Source organism: Bacillus sp. AR2-1 (genome assembly GCF_008368755.1).
GTDB lineage: Bacteria > Bacillota > Bacilli > Bacillales > Bacillaceae_G > Bacillus_A > Bacillus_A wiedmannii.
Window position 1 is genome coordinate 467,787 of the sequence record NZ_QORY01000007.1, and the last position, 15,191, is coordinate 482,977.

Below are 15,191 nucleotides of genomic sequence, written 5' to 3' on the forward strand. Positions count from 1 at the left end.
CGTCTCCTACATACAAGATTTTAAATCGCCCCTAAAGTAAATCATCTACTTTTCACTTTGTACTTATTCGTAACATTGATATAATGGTGAAAACATAGTTTTCATTATATCACTTGAGGGGGATTTCATAATGACATTAAATAAAGCACTTACTATCGCTGGTTCTGACACAAGTGGCGGTGCTGGTATACAAGCAGATTTAAAAACATTCCAAGAACTTGGTGTATACGGAATGACATCTCTTACGACAATCGTAACGATGGATCCACATAACGGTTGGGCACATAACGTATTCCCAATCCCAGCTTCTACATTAAAACCACAATTAGAAACGACAATTGATGGTGTTGGAGTAGATGCTTTAAAAACAGGTATGCTTGGATCAGTAGAAATTATTGAAATGGTTGCTGAAACAATCGAAAAACATAATTTCAAAAATGTAGTAGTGGACCCTGTTATGGTATGTAAAGGTGCTGATGAAGCATTACATCCTGAAACGAACGATTGCTTACGTGACGTTCTTGTTCCAAAGGCATTAGTTGTAACACCAAACTTGTTTGAAGCTTACCAATTAAGTGGCGTAAAGATTAGTTCTCTTGAAGACATGAAAGAAGCAGCAAAAAAAATCCACGCTTTAGGTGCGAAATACGTCCTAATTAAAGGCGGTAGCAAGCTTGGTACGGAAACTGCAATCGACGTCCTATATGATGGAGAAACATTCGATCTTCTAGAATCAGAAAAAATTGATACGACAAATACACACGGCGCAGGTTGCACATATTCTGCTGCAATTACAGCAGAACTTGCAAAAGGAAAAACTGTGAAAGAAGCAGTAAAAACTGCTAAAGAATTTATCACAGCTGCTATCCGTTATTCATTCAAGATCAACGAATACGTAGGCCCAACACATCACGGTGCATATCGTAAATTCGTTGCATCAAAAGAACTTGTCTAACATATAAATGAAAACACCCACAGAGTTTATATATTTCCTCTCTGTGGGTGTTTTTTTATAAGCTCTTCTGGTCATCTTATCTTTAAGATGCAGAACTAACCTGATTTCTACCATTTCTTTTGGAGTAATATAATGCATCATCAGCAGCTTGAATAAATCGCTCTGGTGATTCTTCATACACTGAAATTCCTACTGAAACTGTAATTTTTATTTTAGTTCCATTTAGCAATTGAAATGGATGGTTTTCAACAGCCGTGCGAACTTTTTCCCCCATACGCATTCCATAAGCTAATCCTTTCTGCGGTATCAAAAGCGCAAACTCTTCCCCACCCTTTCGAAAAGCCAAATCTGGAAACATTGAAACTTCTCGTAAAATATGCCCCATTTGTTTTAATACTTCATCTCCCGCAGGATGCCCATACGTATCATTTACACACTTAAAGTGATCAATATCTATAAGTAGTAAACAAAGTGAATCATTTTTCATACGCTTATTACCAATATGACGATTCATCTCTAAATCAAACTGTCTTACGTTTCCTAAACCTGTCAGTGCATCTATCGTTGCGTATTGCTTCATCGTTTGAAATAACTCATTGGATTGCAATACATAATTTGCGCTCATAAATGTGATATATGCTGCAACACCACTACAAACTAAATATAATGCTACTATAGGCATATCCTTAAATAAAATAGAAAGTGGAACCGTTAAAATAGATAAACTATATACATTAAACCAGATCCATCTTTTAAATATAGAAGCTTTCATCCGCCAAATGAAAATAATTCCAAAACCTATCAATACAATTGTATAACAAGCCAATTCAGAGGCTAAAGAGTACTCAGTAAAAAATAATCGGGTAATTAATATAATAGTAACTGTTATACTGCTAGCTATCGGACCTCCAATTATAATTGCCAAAATAACAGCTAAATAACGTAGATCCAACATAATATCTTCAATATGTACACCAAAATGCATCAACAGTACACTTAATATTCCAGTAAGAATACCTACTACACATTTCTGCCAAAAAGAGAACCCTTCTTTTAACGGTTTATCTCTTAAAAGCTGACCTCCAACAAAAATAAAGGAAAGAATAATTGTTGTGTTTACAAATAAGTCCCTTAACATAAAATAATCTCCCTACTTTTCTATCTATCCCTTTCCTTATTTTATTGTATACGAAATACCTATAATTCCCAAAGCTTTTTATTTATTTTTTGCTGTTCCACGTGAAACAGCAAAAAATAAAAAAGGACGAAAATTCGCCCTTTTCCTTAACAACACCGTGATATCTTTCCACCCTTTGCATTAAATCTAGCTTCTTGCGCTTCTGCAAAAAACTGTTTTTGACATACCACTTCTTCTTCTGGATGATGCTTTTTCATATGCTCTACATATGTTTCATAACTTGGTACCCCAACGAGTAAACTAATAAAGTGTTTTCTTTGTATCCATACTTTCCGTAGTCGTTTAAGCATAATAGTTCCTCGACTCACTTTCATCTCTAGAAATATATGGCGCCTCTTTTAGCGGCATCGGCCTATTTCTTAATACTTGAATCCAAATTCGAATTGCAGAAATTAATACAGCGATTACAACTATCATAAAAATCCCACAAAGCGCTGCATCAATATAATCATTGAAAATAATTTGTTTCATTTGAGCGACATTTTTAGCTGGTGCTAACACTTTTCCCTCATCTAATGCTCCCTGAAACACCTTTGCATGAGATAGAAATCCTATTTTAGGATTTTCATGAAATAGCTTTTGATAACCCGCCGTCATCGTTACAATAAGCAATCCGACAGTTGGAATAAGTGTCACCCAAACATATGCCTTTTTCCCCATTTTGAACAAAATTGTCGTTCCAAGTAATAATGCAATACCTGCTAACATTTGATTTGCGATACCGAAAAGTGGCCATAATGTATTAATTCCACCAAGCGGATCAACTACCCCTTGGTATAAGAAATAACCCCATCCTAATACGCATAACGTTGTAGCTATCACATTCGCTAATGTAGAATCCGTTTTCCCAAATGGCTTATATACATGTCCTAAAATATCTTGAATCATAAATCGGCCTACACGCGTTCCAGCATCAATTGTCGTTAAAATGAATAGAGCTTCAAAGAGGATTGCAAAATGATACCAAAAGGCCATCATGGCTGTTCCACCTATTACTTGTGAGAAAATATACGCCATACCTATCGCTAACGTTGGTGCACCACCTGTGCGTGATAAAATCGTTTGCTCTCCAACGTTTACAGCGAGATCTTTTAGTTCATTTGGTGTAATAGCAAATCCCCATGAGGAAATAACTTGAGCTGCCTGCGAGACATCCGTACCGATAAGCGCTGCGGGACTATTAATCGCAAAATAAGTTCCTGGTGTTAATACACAAGCTGCAATCATCGCCATCGCCGCTACAAATGATTCCATTAACATTGCCCCATAACCGATTGGCTGTGCGTGTCCCTCTTGTTCAATCATCTTTGGTGTCGTACCTGATGAAACGAGAGCATGGAATCCAGACACCGCACCACAAGCAATTGTAATAAATAAGAATGGGAATAGGTTTCCAGAGAAAACAGGACCTGTTCCATCGATAAATTTCGAAACTGCTGGCATTTGTAAATCTGGTGCTACAATTAAAATACCAATTGCTAATCCAACAATTGTTCCGACTTTTAAAAATGTGCTTAAATAATCACGTGGTGCTAAAAGCATCCAAACTGGTAAGGCCGATGCGATAAATCCATATACAATAAGCATAATAGCAATCGTTTCACCGCTAAACGTGAACATGCTTGCAAGCGTTGGATGCTCTGCTACATACTGTCCCCCAATAAGAGACAGTATAAGTAGAATAATTCCGATTACTGACCCTTCACCAACCCGGCCAGGCCTAATGTAGCGCATGTACACTCCCATTAAAATAGCAATAGGAATCGTTGCTGCTATTGTAAACATTCCCCAAGGACTTCCGACAAGCGCCTTTACTACCACTAATGCTAATACCGCTAATAAAATAATCATAATGCCTAAAATGCCTATCATTGCAATAAGCCCTGTAACAGGACCGATCTCATCTTTAATCATTTCTCCTAAAGATTTACCATTCCGTCTCATCGAAGCAAATAAAATTACAAAATCTTGTACAGCTCCAGCGACAACTACCCCAACAATAATCCATATTGTCCCTGGTAAATATCCCATTTGCGCTGCCAAAATCGGTCCTACTAAAGGGCCTGCCCCAGCAATTGCTGCAAAATGGTGCCCAAATAATACCCACTTATTTGTCGGAACATAATCTTTTCCATCGTTTAATGTATGGGCTGGCGTTTGCCGATTATTATCTAAACCAAATACCTTTCTCGCTATAAATCTACTATAAAAGCGGTAAGCAACTGCATACACACATACCGCAGCTACTAAGAGCCACACGGCATTAATAGTTTCACCTTGTGATAAAGCTATTACACCAAAAGCACCTGCGCCTACTGCTGCAATAACTCCCCATAGTAAAATCGACTTCAATGTTTTCACATACAATCCCCCCAATACTATCGCTTAGTGGGATTGTACTAAATTTTCTGAATATTTAATTTGAATCCTCCTTATCATGAAGGATTTTTAGTTTATCATGTTAAAAAATTCGCATTACCTACTATAATTCAATCTTATTTCGAAGTCGTTTCACATAATTACGACTAACTGGAATCGGTTGCTCATCATATTTATCTAAATACAGATTATATGTGCCATTATAATAAGGTTTTAGTTCTTGTACATATGACATATTAATTAAATAACTTTTATGCACACGTAAAAAATCATATACATTTAGCTTATTTTCCAGCTCTTGAAGTGTATATGTTGAAATATACTGATTATCTGTTGTATAAATTGAAACCGTTTTGTTTTCCTTATTTTTGCTTACATATACAATATCTTCAGGGAAAATATACCGAATTCCCTCTTGACCTTCTATCGGTAGTTTTCGCAAATAACTCTTTGCTTTCTCGCCTTGCTCTTTACACATTCTATATAAAAGGAATTGCAAATCTTCCTCACGAAATGGGCGTAGTAAATAATAAAATGCTTGAAACCGAAATGCCGTAATCGACTCTTCTATATCTTCACCCATAAAAATCAATTTCGTATAACAATTTACTTCCCGTAATAAACTCGCATATTCAAAACCAGTTCCATCTAGTAATTTTGAATTCAAGAAAACAAAATCTGGTGTATGCTTTTTCATGATCAATAATGATTCTGTTCCCGTATTCGCTTCAAAACATTCTACATTCCTTATATTTTCAGTAAATTTTTCAGCTAAACTTCTTCGCTCTTCTGCTTCTTCCATGATCAGTAAAATTTTCATTTCTTCAACCACCTAATTCTTTTGTCCATATGTCTTGTTGTATACATTCGCTTTTATAAGAAACATTCCCTTTTTCTTACTATACCATTATTTATCTAAAAAAACAGAAAAAAGGAAACCACAACGGTTCCCCCTACCCTTTCATTCCATTATTTGTAGGAAGTAACACCCACTGAATGCGAAGAAATGAGTGTTACTTCCCCAAAAACACAATTGGTGCTGGCTAATAATCAGTGGGGATAAATCCCTCACCGATTAAACTTTCACCTTATACTAATTCTCGTTGCTTCGTTTCTTGCCCAAGTACAATTACAGCAACTACGCCAATTAAAATTGATCCACAGAAAATCGTAAATATTAGTGATAGTGAAGCCTGTGAAGCAACTAAATATCCTACTAATAGCGGCCCAAGAATACCACCAATACGACCGAATGCTGCTGCCATCCCTGCACCTGTACCACGAATAACCGTTGGATACTGTTCCGGTGTATAAGCGTATAATGCACCCCAAGCACCTAAATTAAAGAAGGATAGTAACATGCCTGCTACGATTAATATCGTTAATGACTCTGCCACTCCAAACAAGTAAGCACTACATGCTGTACCGATTAAATACGTAACTAAAACGAACTTACGACCAAGTCGTTCAATAAACCAAGCAGCCGTGAAATATCCTGGCAATTGAGCTAACGTCATAATAAGTACGTACTGAAAACTTTTTATTAAACTAAATCCTTTTAATACCATTACACTAGGTAACCAAAGGAACATCCCATAGTAAGAAAAGACAACAGAAAACCATAGAATCCATAACATAATTGTTGCCTTACGATATTCACCAGACCAAACTAACTTTACATTTTCGATAACAGATGGTCTTTTTTCAGCCTTTTGAAATTTGGGGGAATCCGGTAAATTCCATCTTAAATATAAAGCATATAGTGCCGGAACCGCGCTCAATACCATTGCAACTTCCCAACCATATTTCGGAATAACAAAATACGAGATAAGGGCTGCAATTAGCCATCCACCTGCCCAAAAGCTTTCTAATAGCACAACTATTTTGCCACGTTCATGCGCTTTAACGCTCTCTGATACTAATGTAGATGCGACTGGAAGCTCTCCGCCAAGCCCCATACCAATTAAAAATCGTAAAACAAGGAACATCGCAAGTGTCGTCGTTAAAGCAGTTAAACCACTACCGATAGAAAATAGTAATAATGTAATAATAAAGACTGATTTCCGCCCTATTTTATCTGATAGTATTCCAAAAACGAGCGCTCCGACTGCCATACCAATCGAATTAACGCTGCCTATCCAGCCCATTTCTTGCGTACTTAATCCCCAATCTTTTTGCAGTGCTACCATTACAAATGAAAGCATTCCAACATCCATTGCATCAAATAACCATCCAAGCCCTGCTATACCAAGTAGCTTTCGCTTCGAAATTTCTTTCACCTTGCCCACAAGAAGTCCTCCTTACACAGCTGTCTTTACACATCATTTTACATGTGTGAATTGTATAAGTAAAATACTTTCGTTCAAAAAATTCTCCTTCATCATTCCCCAAAAGTAAAATAATTATCACACTATTTGAGGGCAGTAAGACTCCTACCTCAAAATTCAGCTGAAACAAAAAGGTTAAATTGAAGACCAACTGCCATTAAACGTCCAATTGGTGAGGGTTAACCATCAGTGGTGGATGAGCAAAACCTCACTTTATTAAAAATGACCAAATAAAAAAGTAGCGATATTCCGCTACTTTTTCGAACGCATGACTTCTTTTAAAAATTCCGCTAATACTAACTGACGACGCCAGCGCGTTGGATTACTACACAATCTATAAAACCACTCTAAGTTAATCGCTTGAATCCATTTTGGTGCACGTTTTACCTCTCCAGCCCATACATCTAAACTTCCGCCCACTCCAACAGCCATCTTCGTTTCTAAACGATGCTTATTAGTTTGGATAAAATTCTCTTGTCTTGGGAAACCAAGCGCGACAAGTAATAAATCTGGTTTTGCTTCTTGAATGCGAGAAACGATACTCTCTTCTTCTTCTTGTTTAAAGTACCCATCTTGTGTACCCACAATAGATACAGCTGAATATGTCTTCGTTAAATGATCTGCTGCAGCTTGTACAACATGCGGTTTTGCACCAAGTAAGAAAACAGATACCGGTTTATTCTCCTCTGATAACTTTGCAAATAGATTACACATTAAATCAAAACCTGCTACACGTTCCTTTACAGGTGTACCTAACATACCACTTGCTTTTACAACTCCAATACCGTCAGGTGTAATTAAATCTGTATTTAATAATGTTTTATGGAATGTTTCATCCTTTTTTGCACACATAACAATTTCAGGATTTGCTGTTACTACCTGAAAAGTATGAGTTCGCTCCAATTCTAGTTGTCCCTTCAAATATTGGATCGTTTCATCCATTGTCATTGTAGAAAAAGGAACACCTAGAATATCAACCGTTTTTACTTCCATGATTAACTATCCTCTCTATTTCAGTAAAAGTTTTTTATATGCATTATAAGTATCTTCATACAAATTCTTTAGCGAGAAATGAGTAGATGCATGAGTATATAAACGATTTCCCATCGCTTCTAATTCACCATTCAACCATTTTTCATAAGCATTTTCTAACGCGTTTGCTAACGAATCCGCATCACCAATCGGTACAATCCATCCATACGTATCATCAACTATTAACTTTTTCATATCACCTACATTTGTTGCAATAGATGTTAAGCGTTGATTAGCCGCCTCTAATAAAACAAGAGGGAAGCTTTCGCTATAAGAGGTTAACAAATTAATGTGTGCAGATGCATATAATTCTTTTGAATCTGTACGAAAACCTAGAAAAATCACCTTATCCTCTAAGCCCTTTTGTTTCACCATCTCTTTTAATTCTGCTTCTATAGGTCCATCACCAAGCAAGAGCACCTTTATATTTGGAATTTTAATTTTTTGTAACGCTTCAAATAAAATATCATGACCTTTAACAGGATGAAGACGCGCTACTTGAACAGCTGTAAATACTCCTTCATCAATGCCAAATTCACTTTTATCATAAGGTTTTGCTGGAGTATTATCATACTCGATTCCATTATAAACCGTACAAATCTTCTCTTCTGGTACACCTAGTTTTATTATGTTTCTCTTAAAGTTTTCCGTAATTGCAAAGAATAAATCTACCTTCCTGAAAGAACGTAAATTTAACTTCGTAAATACCCATCCTTTTAATCCCCTCTTCATAAAATCCAAAGTTGGATCACTGTGGACAGTCATTATCCATTTCGCTTTTATACCTTTTTTCAAGAGGGAGAGATAGAAATTTGCTCGTGCGCCATGTGTATGCACAATGTCAAATTGATTTTCATTAATAAATGCTTTTATTTTTGAAAGAATTGATAGGTCGTACCGAGATGATTGGGTAAAAACATGCACTTGAATACCAAGGTTTCTCGCCTCTCTAGCAATCGCACCTTCTTCAAATACCATTAATTCCACTTCTTCCTTTGAAAATTGAGATAAAAGTGAAATAATATGTGTTTTCCCCCCACCTTCTTCTGCACCAGCATTCATATGCAACACTTTCATTTCTTACATCCCCCATTTTTTCTTTTTATTTACTATAACAAAATAAAAGCTAACATATGCTAGCTTTTATTTTTCTATCATTCAATTTCCAAGTCAACTATTAAATATGCCATGATTAATACTAAGAAGAAACTCACTCCAGGTGACATTAAAATATGACCAGCTATAAATGAGATACCTAATCCGAGAAGTATCGCTGCAATCACCATTGCATATTTTACGGTGAATATTTGTTTAAATTTAGTAAATATGCATGCAATAAATTTAATGCCAAAATATAGGAATGGAATTACAAATAAAATGAACCCTATGATTCCGAAAGAATAGAACCAATCGTGAAAATCACGTTCAATTAATTTCGGCTCTGCTTTATAGTTACCAGCATAACCCATACCTAATAATTTTTGAGACATTGGGGCTTCTTTATAGAAATCTTTATACATTTGTTCAAATAATTGACGCCCACTGAAAATAATAGCTTGCGTTTCTTCTTTTTTCTCTGCAACTTTTTCCTTTTCTTTTTCTTTCACTTTCTCTTTTTCTGTAACAGGAGGTTTATGCTCTTTAGCTTCCTCTTTCTTTTTCTCTTTCTCTTCCTTTTTCGCTGTCTGTTGTTCTTCAATTAATTGAACATGAATCCCCATATTTTTTAGAAATGGTGAAAAAGGTGTGTATGCCATGATTCCCACAAAAACAGTCATTGCAATAAAACCATTTAATAAATATATATTTTTCTTTCCTTTTTTACCTTGTATAAAGGCTTGAATAAAGCACATAACAACTGCAATAGCCATTGTTGCATAGATTGCTCCTATGCCAACCTTCGTACCAACTGCAAATAATGAAAAAACAACTAAAATAGAAGGAACCCAATAGTATATTTTTCTCATACTTTTTGTTTTTTCAATTGAATATAAAATAACAATCGGACACATGATGGCTAAAATAGATCCTAACTCATTACCTGCATAAAACCAACCGCGTGATCCTAATTTTAACCATTCATAATTATTGTAATCTGTTCCAGTTGCAATCGAAACTACCATTACTATTCCAATAATTAATGATGCATACGTAATATAGTCACGCATTTTTGAATGACCTTTTTCTTTTAAGGACTTAAATACAAATACATAACAAGTAAGCATAACAAACGGATATAAAGCTTTTGCTATAAACTTAATTTCCTCTGAAAGTACCATAGGATCTTTTGTAAGCTTATTATTTACCAATCCGATGGTGAAGACTATTCCTACTAAAATTATATACAATATATATTTTATATTTCCTTGTTTCTTCGTTTGAATTAAAATATATATCCCGCTTAAGAACATAACGAATAAGCGTGTAATAACTCCAATGGTCGTATCAATTTTTAAAACCATTATACAGAATGCCGTGAGCAAATCTAAAATTGGTTGCAGCAAAATAAAGATTAGTAGAAAATTTTCAAATTTATTACTTTTACTATTTTCGCTTAACATCTAGAACCTCCATAACTATTACCTAATTTCAATCTATACTTTTAATATTTTTTTCTCATCTCAAATATTTATTATAACATATATTTTTTAATTAAACGTCTCACATTTCTCCCCAATCTTACCTTATAGAAAAAAGCATATTTGCATTTTCAAGCGCTTTCTTTCCCCATTTTTTCTTTTTTTCTACATGTAACGAAAATGCATTGTTATTTACATAACTTTAGTGTATATTTTTTCTCTGGAACATCTTTAGGAGGAAGGGATTACAGCAATGTTATTAATCGACATATTTACGTTTCTTGGCATTATCGCCGCTGCTATTTCCGGTACATTAGTTGGTTTAAAAAAAGATTTAGATTTATTCGGTGTCCTTTGTTTAGCTGTAGCTACTGCGCTCGGCGGCGGTATTATTCGTGATATTATGATCGGTAACCTGCCTCCTGTCGCATTTGTTAAACCCATTTACTTTTTCGTAAGCGTGTTATCAGCATTATTTACTTGTATGTTTTTTGAGCGTATCAATAAACTACAAGTCGTTATTATGCTTTCTGATGCTGTTGGCTTAGGTGTTTTTACAGCTATTGGTGCAAATGCGGCAATGTCACATCATGTTGACGCCTCATTTTTAGTTGTTTCAATGGGAGTCATTACAGGTATTGGAGGCGGTATTTTGCGTGACATTTGTGCTCAAGATATCCCCTACGTATTCCGAAAAGAGATTTACGCAATCGCTTCTATTTTAGGAGCAATTAGTTTCCTAATCACATATGCAATGGGGGCACACGTATTAGCTTTCTATGTCTGTTTATTAGTAACATTCATTATTCGTGTTGTCACTGTAATATATAATGTACATTTCCCAGTTTTCTTTAAAACACATGCTAAAATTAATAAAGGCCATTAAGAGAATTCTACATAGAATTCTCTTAATTTATATACTATTCTACACACTAATATAGAGTAATTGCATATAAAAATATATAATTATATTAGAATCAAAAAATGAAAACGCTTTATACACAGGGGGGAAAAACGATGCTTGGGGTTTTTAAAAAACATACAAATAAAACAAACGCCAGTATACTTGAATTAAGTAAGGATCAAAAAATCACTTTTAACGTGCCTACTAATTCTGAACTGCAGATTCAAATGGATATGCTACATATTTCAAAAGAAGATTTACAAATCGTAAAGGTACTACAGCCCTTTATTTATGAAGAAATTGATTGGATTACGGAAAAATTCTATGCCAATATTACAAAACAACCTAATTTAATTACTATTATTGAACGTTATAGCTCTATTCCAAAATTAAAGCAAACTTTAAAAACGCATATAAAAGAATTATTCAGCGGAGATATGCATGAAGATTTTATTGAACAACGCGTTAGAATTGCAAAAAGGCATGTACAAATTGGGTTACATAGAAAGTGGTATACAGCTGCTTATCAAGAATTATTCCGCTCTATCATAAAGATTTTAAAAACGAAAATTACAACAATTGACGATTTTTCTTATTCCATAAACGTAATAAATAAATTGTTTACTCTTGAACAAGAACTCGTTATTGCGGCTTATGAATCTGAATATGAAAGAATGCAAAAAGAACTTGAAAAAGAAAAAGAAATAACAGCTATGACCATTACGCATATTGCAACAGAACTAGCATCTGTATCTGAAAAAACGAGCACTTCTATTCAACAGTTAACCGCTAAATCTGAAACAATTGTAGAAATTGCCAAAACAGGTACATCATTAGCTACAACATCAGAAGAAAAAGCGAATAAAGGGAAAGAACAATTAAATCAGCAGAATAAACGAATGGAATACATTCAAACAAACATGGAAACGATTATTACAGATACTCATGAACTTCTCGATATTTCTAACAAAATTAACGAGATTATAGATATTGTAAAATCAATTGCAGAGCAAACAAATTTACTCGCACTAAACGCTGCAATTGAATCTGCGCGTGCTGGGGAATTCGGCAAAGGGTTTTCTGTTGTAGCTGGAGAAATTCGAAAGTTATCAGAGCAAACGAAAGAATCTATATTCAATGTTACAAAGCTCGTTGAAAAAACAAATGAACAAATTATTCGTGTCTCTTCTTCAGTGAAACAAATTAGCTCTCTCGTATCTGAAGGAACGGATAGTATGTCTGCAACAGATCAATACTTCCAAGAAATCGTAAAAGACATGTCTAACTCGAAAGAACAAAATAAAAAAATTGAAAATGAGTTAGAAACCATTTCACAAGTAATGAAAGGAATTCAAGACGATTCCTCAAAAATGGCTCTAACAGCTGATAGTTTACAGCTAGAACTGAATCGATAGGATAAAGCTTATGTCAGTAGAATTTTTTCATCTCTGCTGACTCTTAGTCCTCATCTCCCATCCATAAAAAAAGAATCCAAACTGGATTCTTTTTATTTTCTGAAGAATATTTTTTGACAATACACATAACTCATATAAACACCAAAGCTTTGCAAAATAAACAAAGCTGGCACTATAAGGTTGTAATATGTCATATCTACTTGGAAGAGTCTTAACAATACGTATCCACTAATTAACAATAAGAACAACATATATCCTTCGTTTTGTTGTTTCTTAATAAGAAAGTGTAATAAAGCTATAGACATAAATAATGTTACCGTTATATATATAAGTTTTTCACATTTAAATAGAATAGAATGTATGCCCTCACCTGAGAATTGATTAATTACCGGCTTTAAAAGTTTAAATCTTTCTTCTTCAATCTCTTTTAGCCTTTGATCAATATGCTCTGTTACGCTTTGATTCTTTGTTATTTTTTCCTCATTTTTACCTTTTCCAATTAAAACTGATTGAACATACGTCTCATTTGAAATTGTATATTGTGACATTCCCATTGTCTGAATTCCATAACTCACACCAAAATGAGCACTATAAAATAGAATAAGTATCCCTATCATCTTTAATAGTACTTTTTGCTTCATTGCTGATTGAGAGAGTTCAATTAGCAACACATATACAGCAATAAAAATAGGAAGGAATAATCCCATTGGGAAAATCATATTACTGCATGCAAATAAAATTGCTGAAAGTACCCACATATAAGAATGATCTAAACCTTTATATAAAAGTATGTAGCACGCCAAATAAAATAAAAATATCGCGAGTGATTCCGGTGTTAATAAGGAACTCATAAATATATTCGGAATATATAAAGCGTAAAATACAGACGCAATACGGCCGCATTCCTCTCCAAAAACGATTGCTGCAATGCGATAAATGAAAAATGCAGTCCCTGTGCAAAATAAAATATTAAATAACTGCAATGCAAATACTGTATCACCAAATACACGAATAATAATTGATTCATAAATAATAAAAGGTAACTGCGCTATGTTCTCTACGTTATTACCAATTGCAATCTGCTTTGCAGACTCAAAAATTGCTTTCATATCACCGGTTATCGGAACGTCTACAAATAGAACCATGCTAAGTCTCACAATTATAGATGTACTTATAAGAAAAACAAGAAATTGTTTATCTGTAAAACGATACTGTAAAATCGATGCCACTAACAGCATGAGAATAACAAAAATAACTAATACGATTGATACACTTGTTGTACTGTCGCCAAAAAATTGTTTACTTGTTTTAAACGCTGACCAACAACTATAAACAAAAAATGCGAGCATCGCACCAATCATTATTTTACTAAAAAAAGACGAAAAATTTGTTTGTATATGATTCATATGTCCATTGCACCTCTATTTCCATTCATAACAAAACGATTCTATCATGAATAGGCACACAGCTGATAGGGAATTTCTATGACAAATACAGGGTCCTAATTTTTTCACTTGCAATGTAAGCGAATCCTCTTTTACACTACATTTTATATATGATAAATTTTCTTTCAGTTACATGAATACAAATACAGAAGTTTTGCAAACCCTCTTCTGGAATTGTTTACTTCATTAAATATCTATAGATTTTTAATACTTTTGTACTCCATTTACAATACATGTCATTCTGATTGAAAACAGAAAATAGGGGCTGACCATATGGAAAAGAAATTCATGCGAGAATCCAAAGCAATTAAAACAACACGTGTTTTTCCGAATGATTTAAATAATCATCAAACACTTTTCGGAGGGAAATTATTAGCAGAAATTGATAGTATCGCTTCAATTGCAGCTGCAAGACATAGCCGTAAACATTGTGTAACGGCATCTATCGATTCTGTTGATTTCTTAACTCCAATTCACCAATCAGATTCTGTTTGTTACGAAGCATTCGTATGTTATACAGGAAAATCTTCAATGGAAGTGTTCGTAAAAGTAATTGCAGAGAATTTATTAGCAGGCGAACGGAGAATAGCTGCAACATGTTTCATTACATTCGTTGCGTTAAAAGATGGAAAACCTTCATCTGTTCCACAAGTACTACCTGAAACGGAAGAAGAACATTGGCTACACACAACTGGTTCAGAGCGTGCAGAAAATAGAAAAAAAGGACGTTTAAAAAGCAAAGAAATGGCTGAAGTATTAACATTAAGTAAACCTTGGAATATGTAATAACTGATTTACCTTCCTTTTTACAAATCAAAAAGGAAGGTTTTTTTATAAAATACATAGTGTTGATTTACAAAGTTTATATGCGGTAAACTTATACAGATGTTCTTGTAATCTTCTTCCTTGCAAAAGGCCTATATAGTGTACAACATAAAAAATTTGAGGAGATAATAA

General features: G+C 34.3%; 13 protein-coding genes and 1 pseudogene. 5 read left to right on the top strand and 9 right to left on the bottom strand.

Going from position 1 to position 15,191, the window contains the following annotated elements:
* Positions 1-130: 130 nt before the first annotated feature.
* On the top strand, positions 131-955 hold the full coding sequence (gene pdxK / locus DT250_RS09160) for a pyridoxine/pyridoxal/pyridoxamine kinase (RefSeq protein WP_087981903.1): 825 nt from the start codon (positions 131-133) through the stop codon (positions 953-955).
* 82 nt (positions 956-1,037) lie between these two features.
* Here the strand turns inward: pdxK and DT250_RS09165 are convergent, their stop codons facing one another.
* From DT250_RS09165 to DT250_RS09205, 8 genes are all read right to left on the bottom strand, one after another.
* Positions 1,038-2,093 (bottom strand): GGDEF domain-containing protein, encoded by a 1,056-nt coding sequence (locus DT250_RS09165; RefSeq protein ID WP_149212966.1) that lies wholly within the window; start codon positions 2,091-2,093, stop codon positions 1,038-1,040.
* Positions 2,094-2,239: 146 nt separating this feature from the next.
* Positions 2,240-2,443 (bottom strand): YbdD/YjiX family protein, encoded by a 204-nt coding sequence (locus tag DT250_RS09170; RefSeq protein WP_149212967.1) that lies wholly within the window; start codon positions 2,441-2,443, stop codon positions 2,240-2,242.
* Positions 2,436-4,514, bottom strand: a complete 2,079-nt coding sequence (cstA, locus tag DT250_RS09175) for a carbon starvation protein CstA (RefSeq protein ID WP_048542787.1) — start codon at positions 4,512-4,514, stop codon at positions 2,436-2,438. Before cstA ends, DT250_RS09170 begins: the two co-directional genes overlap by 8 nt.
* A 121-nt stretch (positions 4,515-4,635) precedes the next feature.
* The gene (locus DT250_RS09180; protein WP_149212968.1) at positions 4,636-5,352 is read right to left on the bottom strand and encodes a LytR/AlgR family response regulator transcription factor; all 717 of its coding nucleotides are present in this window, start codon (positions 5,350-5,352) and stop codon (positions 4,636-4,638) included.
* A gap of 268 nt (positions 5,353-5,620) precedes the next feature.
* A complete protein-coding gene (locus DT250_RS09185) occupies positions 5,621-6,820 on the bottom strand; it encodes an MFS transporter (protein WP_149212969.1) in 1,200 nt (399 codons plus the stop codon).
* A gap of 291 nt (positions 6,821-7,111) precedes the next feature.
* A complete protein-coding gene (locus DT250_RS09195; RefSeq protein WP_046955475.1) occupies positions 7,112-7,852 on the bottom strand; it encodes a WecB/TagA/CpsF family glycosyltransferase in 741 nt (246 codons plus the stop codon).
* A gap of 15 nt (positions 7,853-7,867) precedes the next feature.
* A complete protein-coding gene (locus tag DT250_RS09200) occupies positions 7,868-8,968 on the bottom strand; it encodes a glycosyltransferase family 4 protein (protein WP_000865942.1) in 1,101 nt (366 codons plus the stop codon).
* A gap of 77 nt (positions 8,969-9,045) precedes the next feature.
* Positions 9,046-10,452 carry an O-antigen ligase family protein gene (locus tag DT250_RS09205; RefSeq protein ID WP_149212970.1) on the bottom strand — a complete coding sequence of 469 codons (1,407 nt, stop codon included), beginning with the start codon at positions 10,450-10,452 and terminating at the stop codon, positions 9,046-9,048.
* Between the two features lie 271 nt (positions 10,453-10,723).
* On the opposite strand from DT250_RS09205, the gene DT250_RS09210 reads away from it, so the two are divergent.
* The 3 genes and pseudogenes from DT250_RS09210 to DT250_RS32670 all read left to right on the top strand — a co-directional run bounded on the left by DT250_RS09210 (position 10,724) and on the right by DT250_RS32670 (position 12,789).
* Positions 10,724-11,356: a trimeric intracellular cation channel family protein gene (locus DT250_RS09210; protein WP_000924376.1), complete on the top strand. Its 633-nt coding sequence runs from the start codon at positions 10,724-10,726 to the stop codon at positions 11,354-11,356.
* A gap of 251 nt (positions 11,357-11,607) precedes the next feature.
* Positions 11,608-11,985, top strand: a pseudogene (locus DT250_RS32665) (protoglobin family protein); the annotation flags it as partial.
* Entirely contained in the window at positions 11,983-12,789 is an 807-nt protein-coding gene (locus DT250_RS32670) for a methyl-accepting chemotaxis protein (RefSeq protein WP_370513122.1), read from the top strand. The pseudogene DT250_RS32665 and the gene DT250_RS32670, both read left to right, overlap by 3 nt.
* Before the next feature lie 92 nt (positions 12,790-12,881).
* Here DT250_RS32670 and DT250_RS09220 read toward each other — a convergent pair whose 3' ends face one another.
* Positions 12,882-14,195 (bottom strand): ArnT family glycosyltransferase, encoded by a 1,314-nt coding sequence (locus tag DT250_RS09220; protein ID WP_149212971.1) that lies wholly within the window; start codon positions 14,193-14,195, stop codon positions 12,882-12,884.
* A gap of 312 nt (positions 14,196-14,507) precedes the next feature.
* Here DT250_RS09220 and DT250_RS09225 point away from each other — a divergent pair, with 312 nt between their 5' ends.
* Entirely contained in the window at positions 14,508-15,020 is a 513-nt protein-coding gene (locus DT250_RS09225) for an acyl-CoA thioesterase (RefSeq protein WP_000412136.1), read from the top strand.
* Positions 15,021-15,191 lie beyond the last annotated feature (171 nt).

Excerpts from the sequence above, each read along its gene's own strand:
- pdxK (WP_087981903.1), top strand. The coding sequence starts at position 131 with ATGACATTAAATAAAGCACTTACTATCGCTGGTTCTGACACAAGTGGC.
- DT250_RS09165 (WP_149212966.1), bottom strand. The coding sequence starts at position 2,093 with ATGTTAAGGGACTTATTTGTAAACACAACAATTATTCTTTCCTTTATT.
- DT250_RS09210 (WP_000924376.1), top strand. The coding sequence starts at position 10,724 with ATGTTATTAATCGACATATTTACGTTTCTTGGCATTATCGCCGCTGCT.
- DT250_RS09195 (WP_046955475.1), bottom strand. The coding sequence starts at position 7,852 with ATGGAAGTAAAAACGGTTGATATTCTAGGTGTTCCTTTTTCTACAATG.
- DT250_RS09180 (WP_149212968.1), bottom strand. The coding sequence starts at position 5,352 with ATGAAAATTTTACTGATCATGGAAGAAGCAGAAGAGCGAAGAAGTTTA.
- DT250_RS09225 (WP_000412136.1), top strand. The coding sequence starts at position 14,508 with ATGGAAAAGAAATTCATGCGAGAATCCAAAGCAATTAAAACAACACGT.
- DT250_RS09220 (WP_149212971.1), bottom strand. The coding sequence starts at position 14,195 with ATGAATCATATACAAACAAATTTTTCGTCTTTTTTTAGTAAAATAATG.
- DT250_RS09200 (WP_000865942.1), bottom strand. The coding sequence starts at position 8,968 with ATGAAAGTGTTGCATATGAATGCTGGTGCAGAAGAAGGTGGGGGGAAA.
- DT250_RS09205 (WP_149212970.1), bottom strand. The coding sequence starts at position 10,452 with ATGTTAAGCGAAAATAGTAAAAGTAATAAATTTGAAAATTTTCTACTA.
- DT250_RS09170 (WP_149212967.1), bottom strand. The coding sequence starts at position 2,443 with ATGCTTAAACGACTACGGAAAGTATGGATACAAAGAAAACACTTTATT.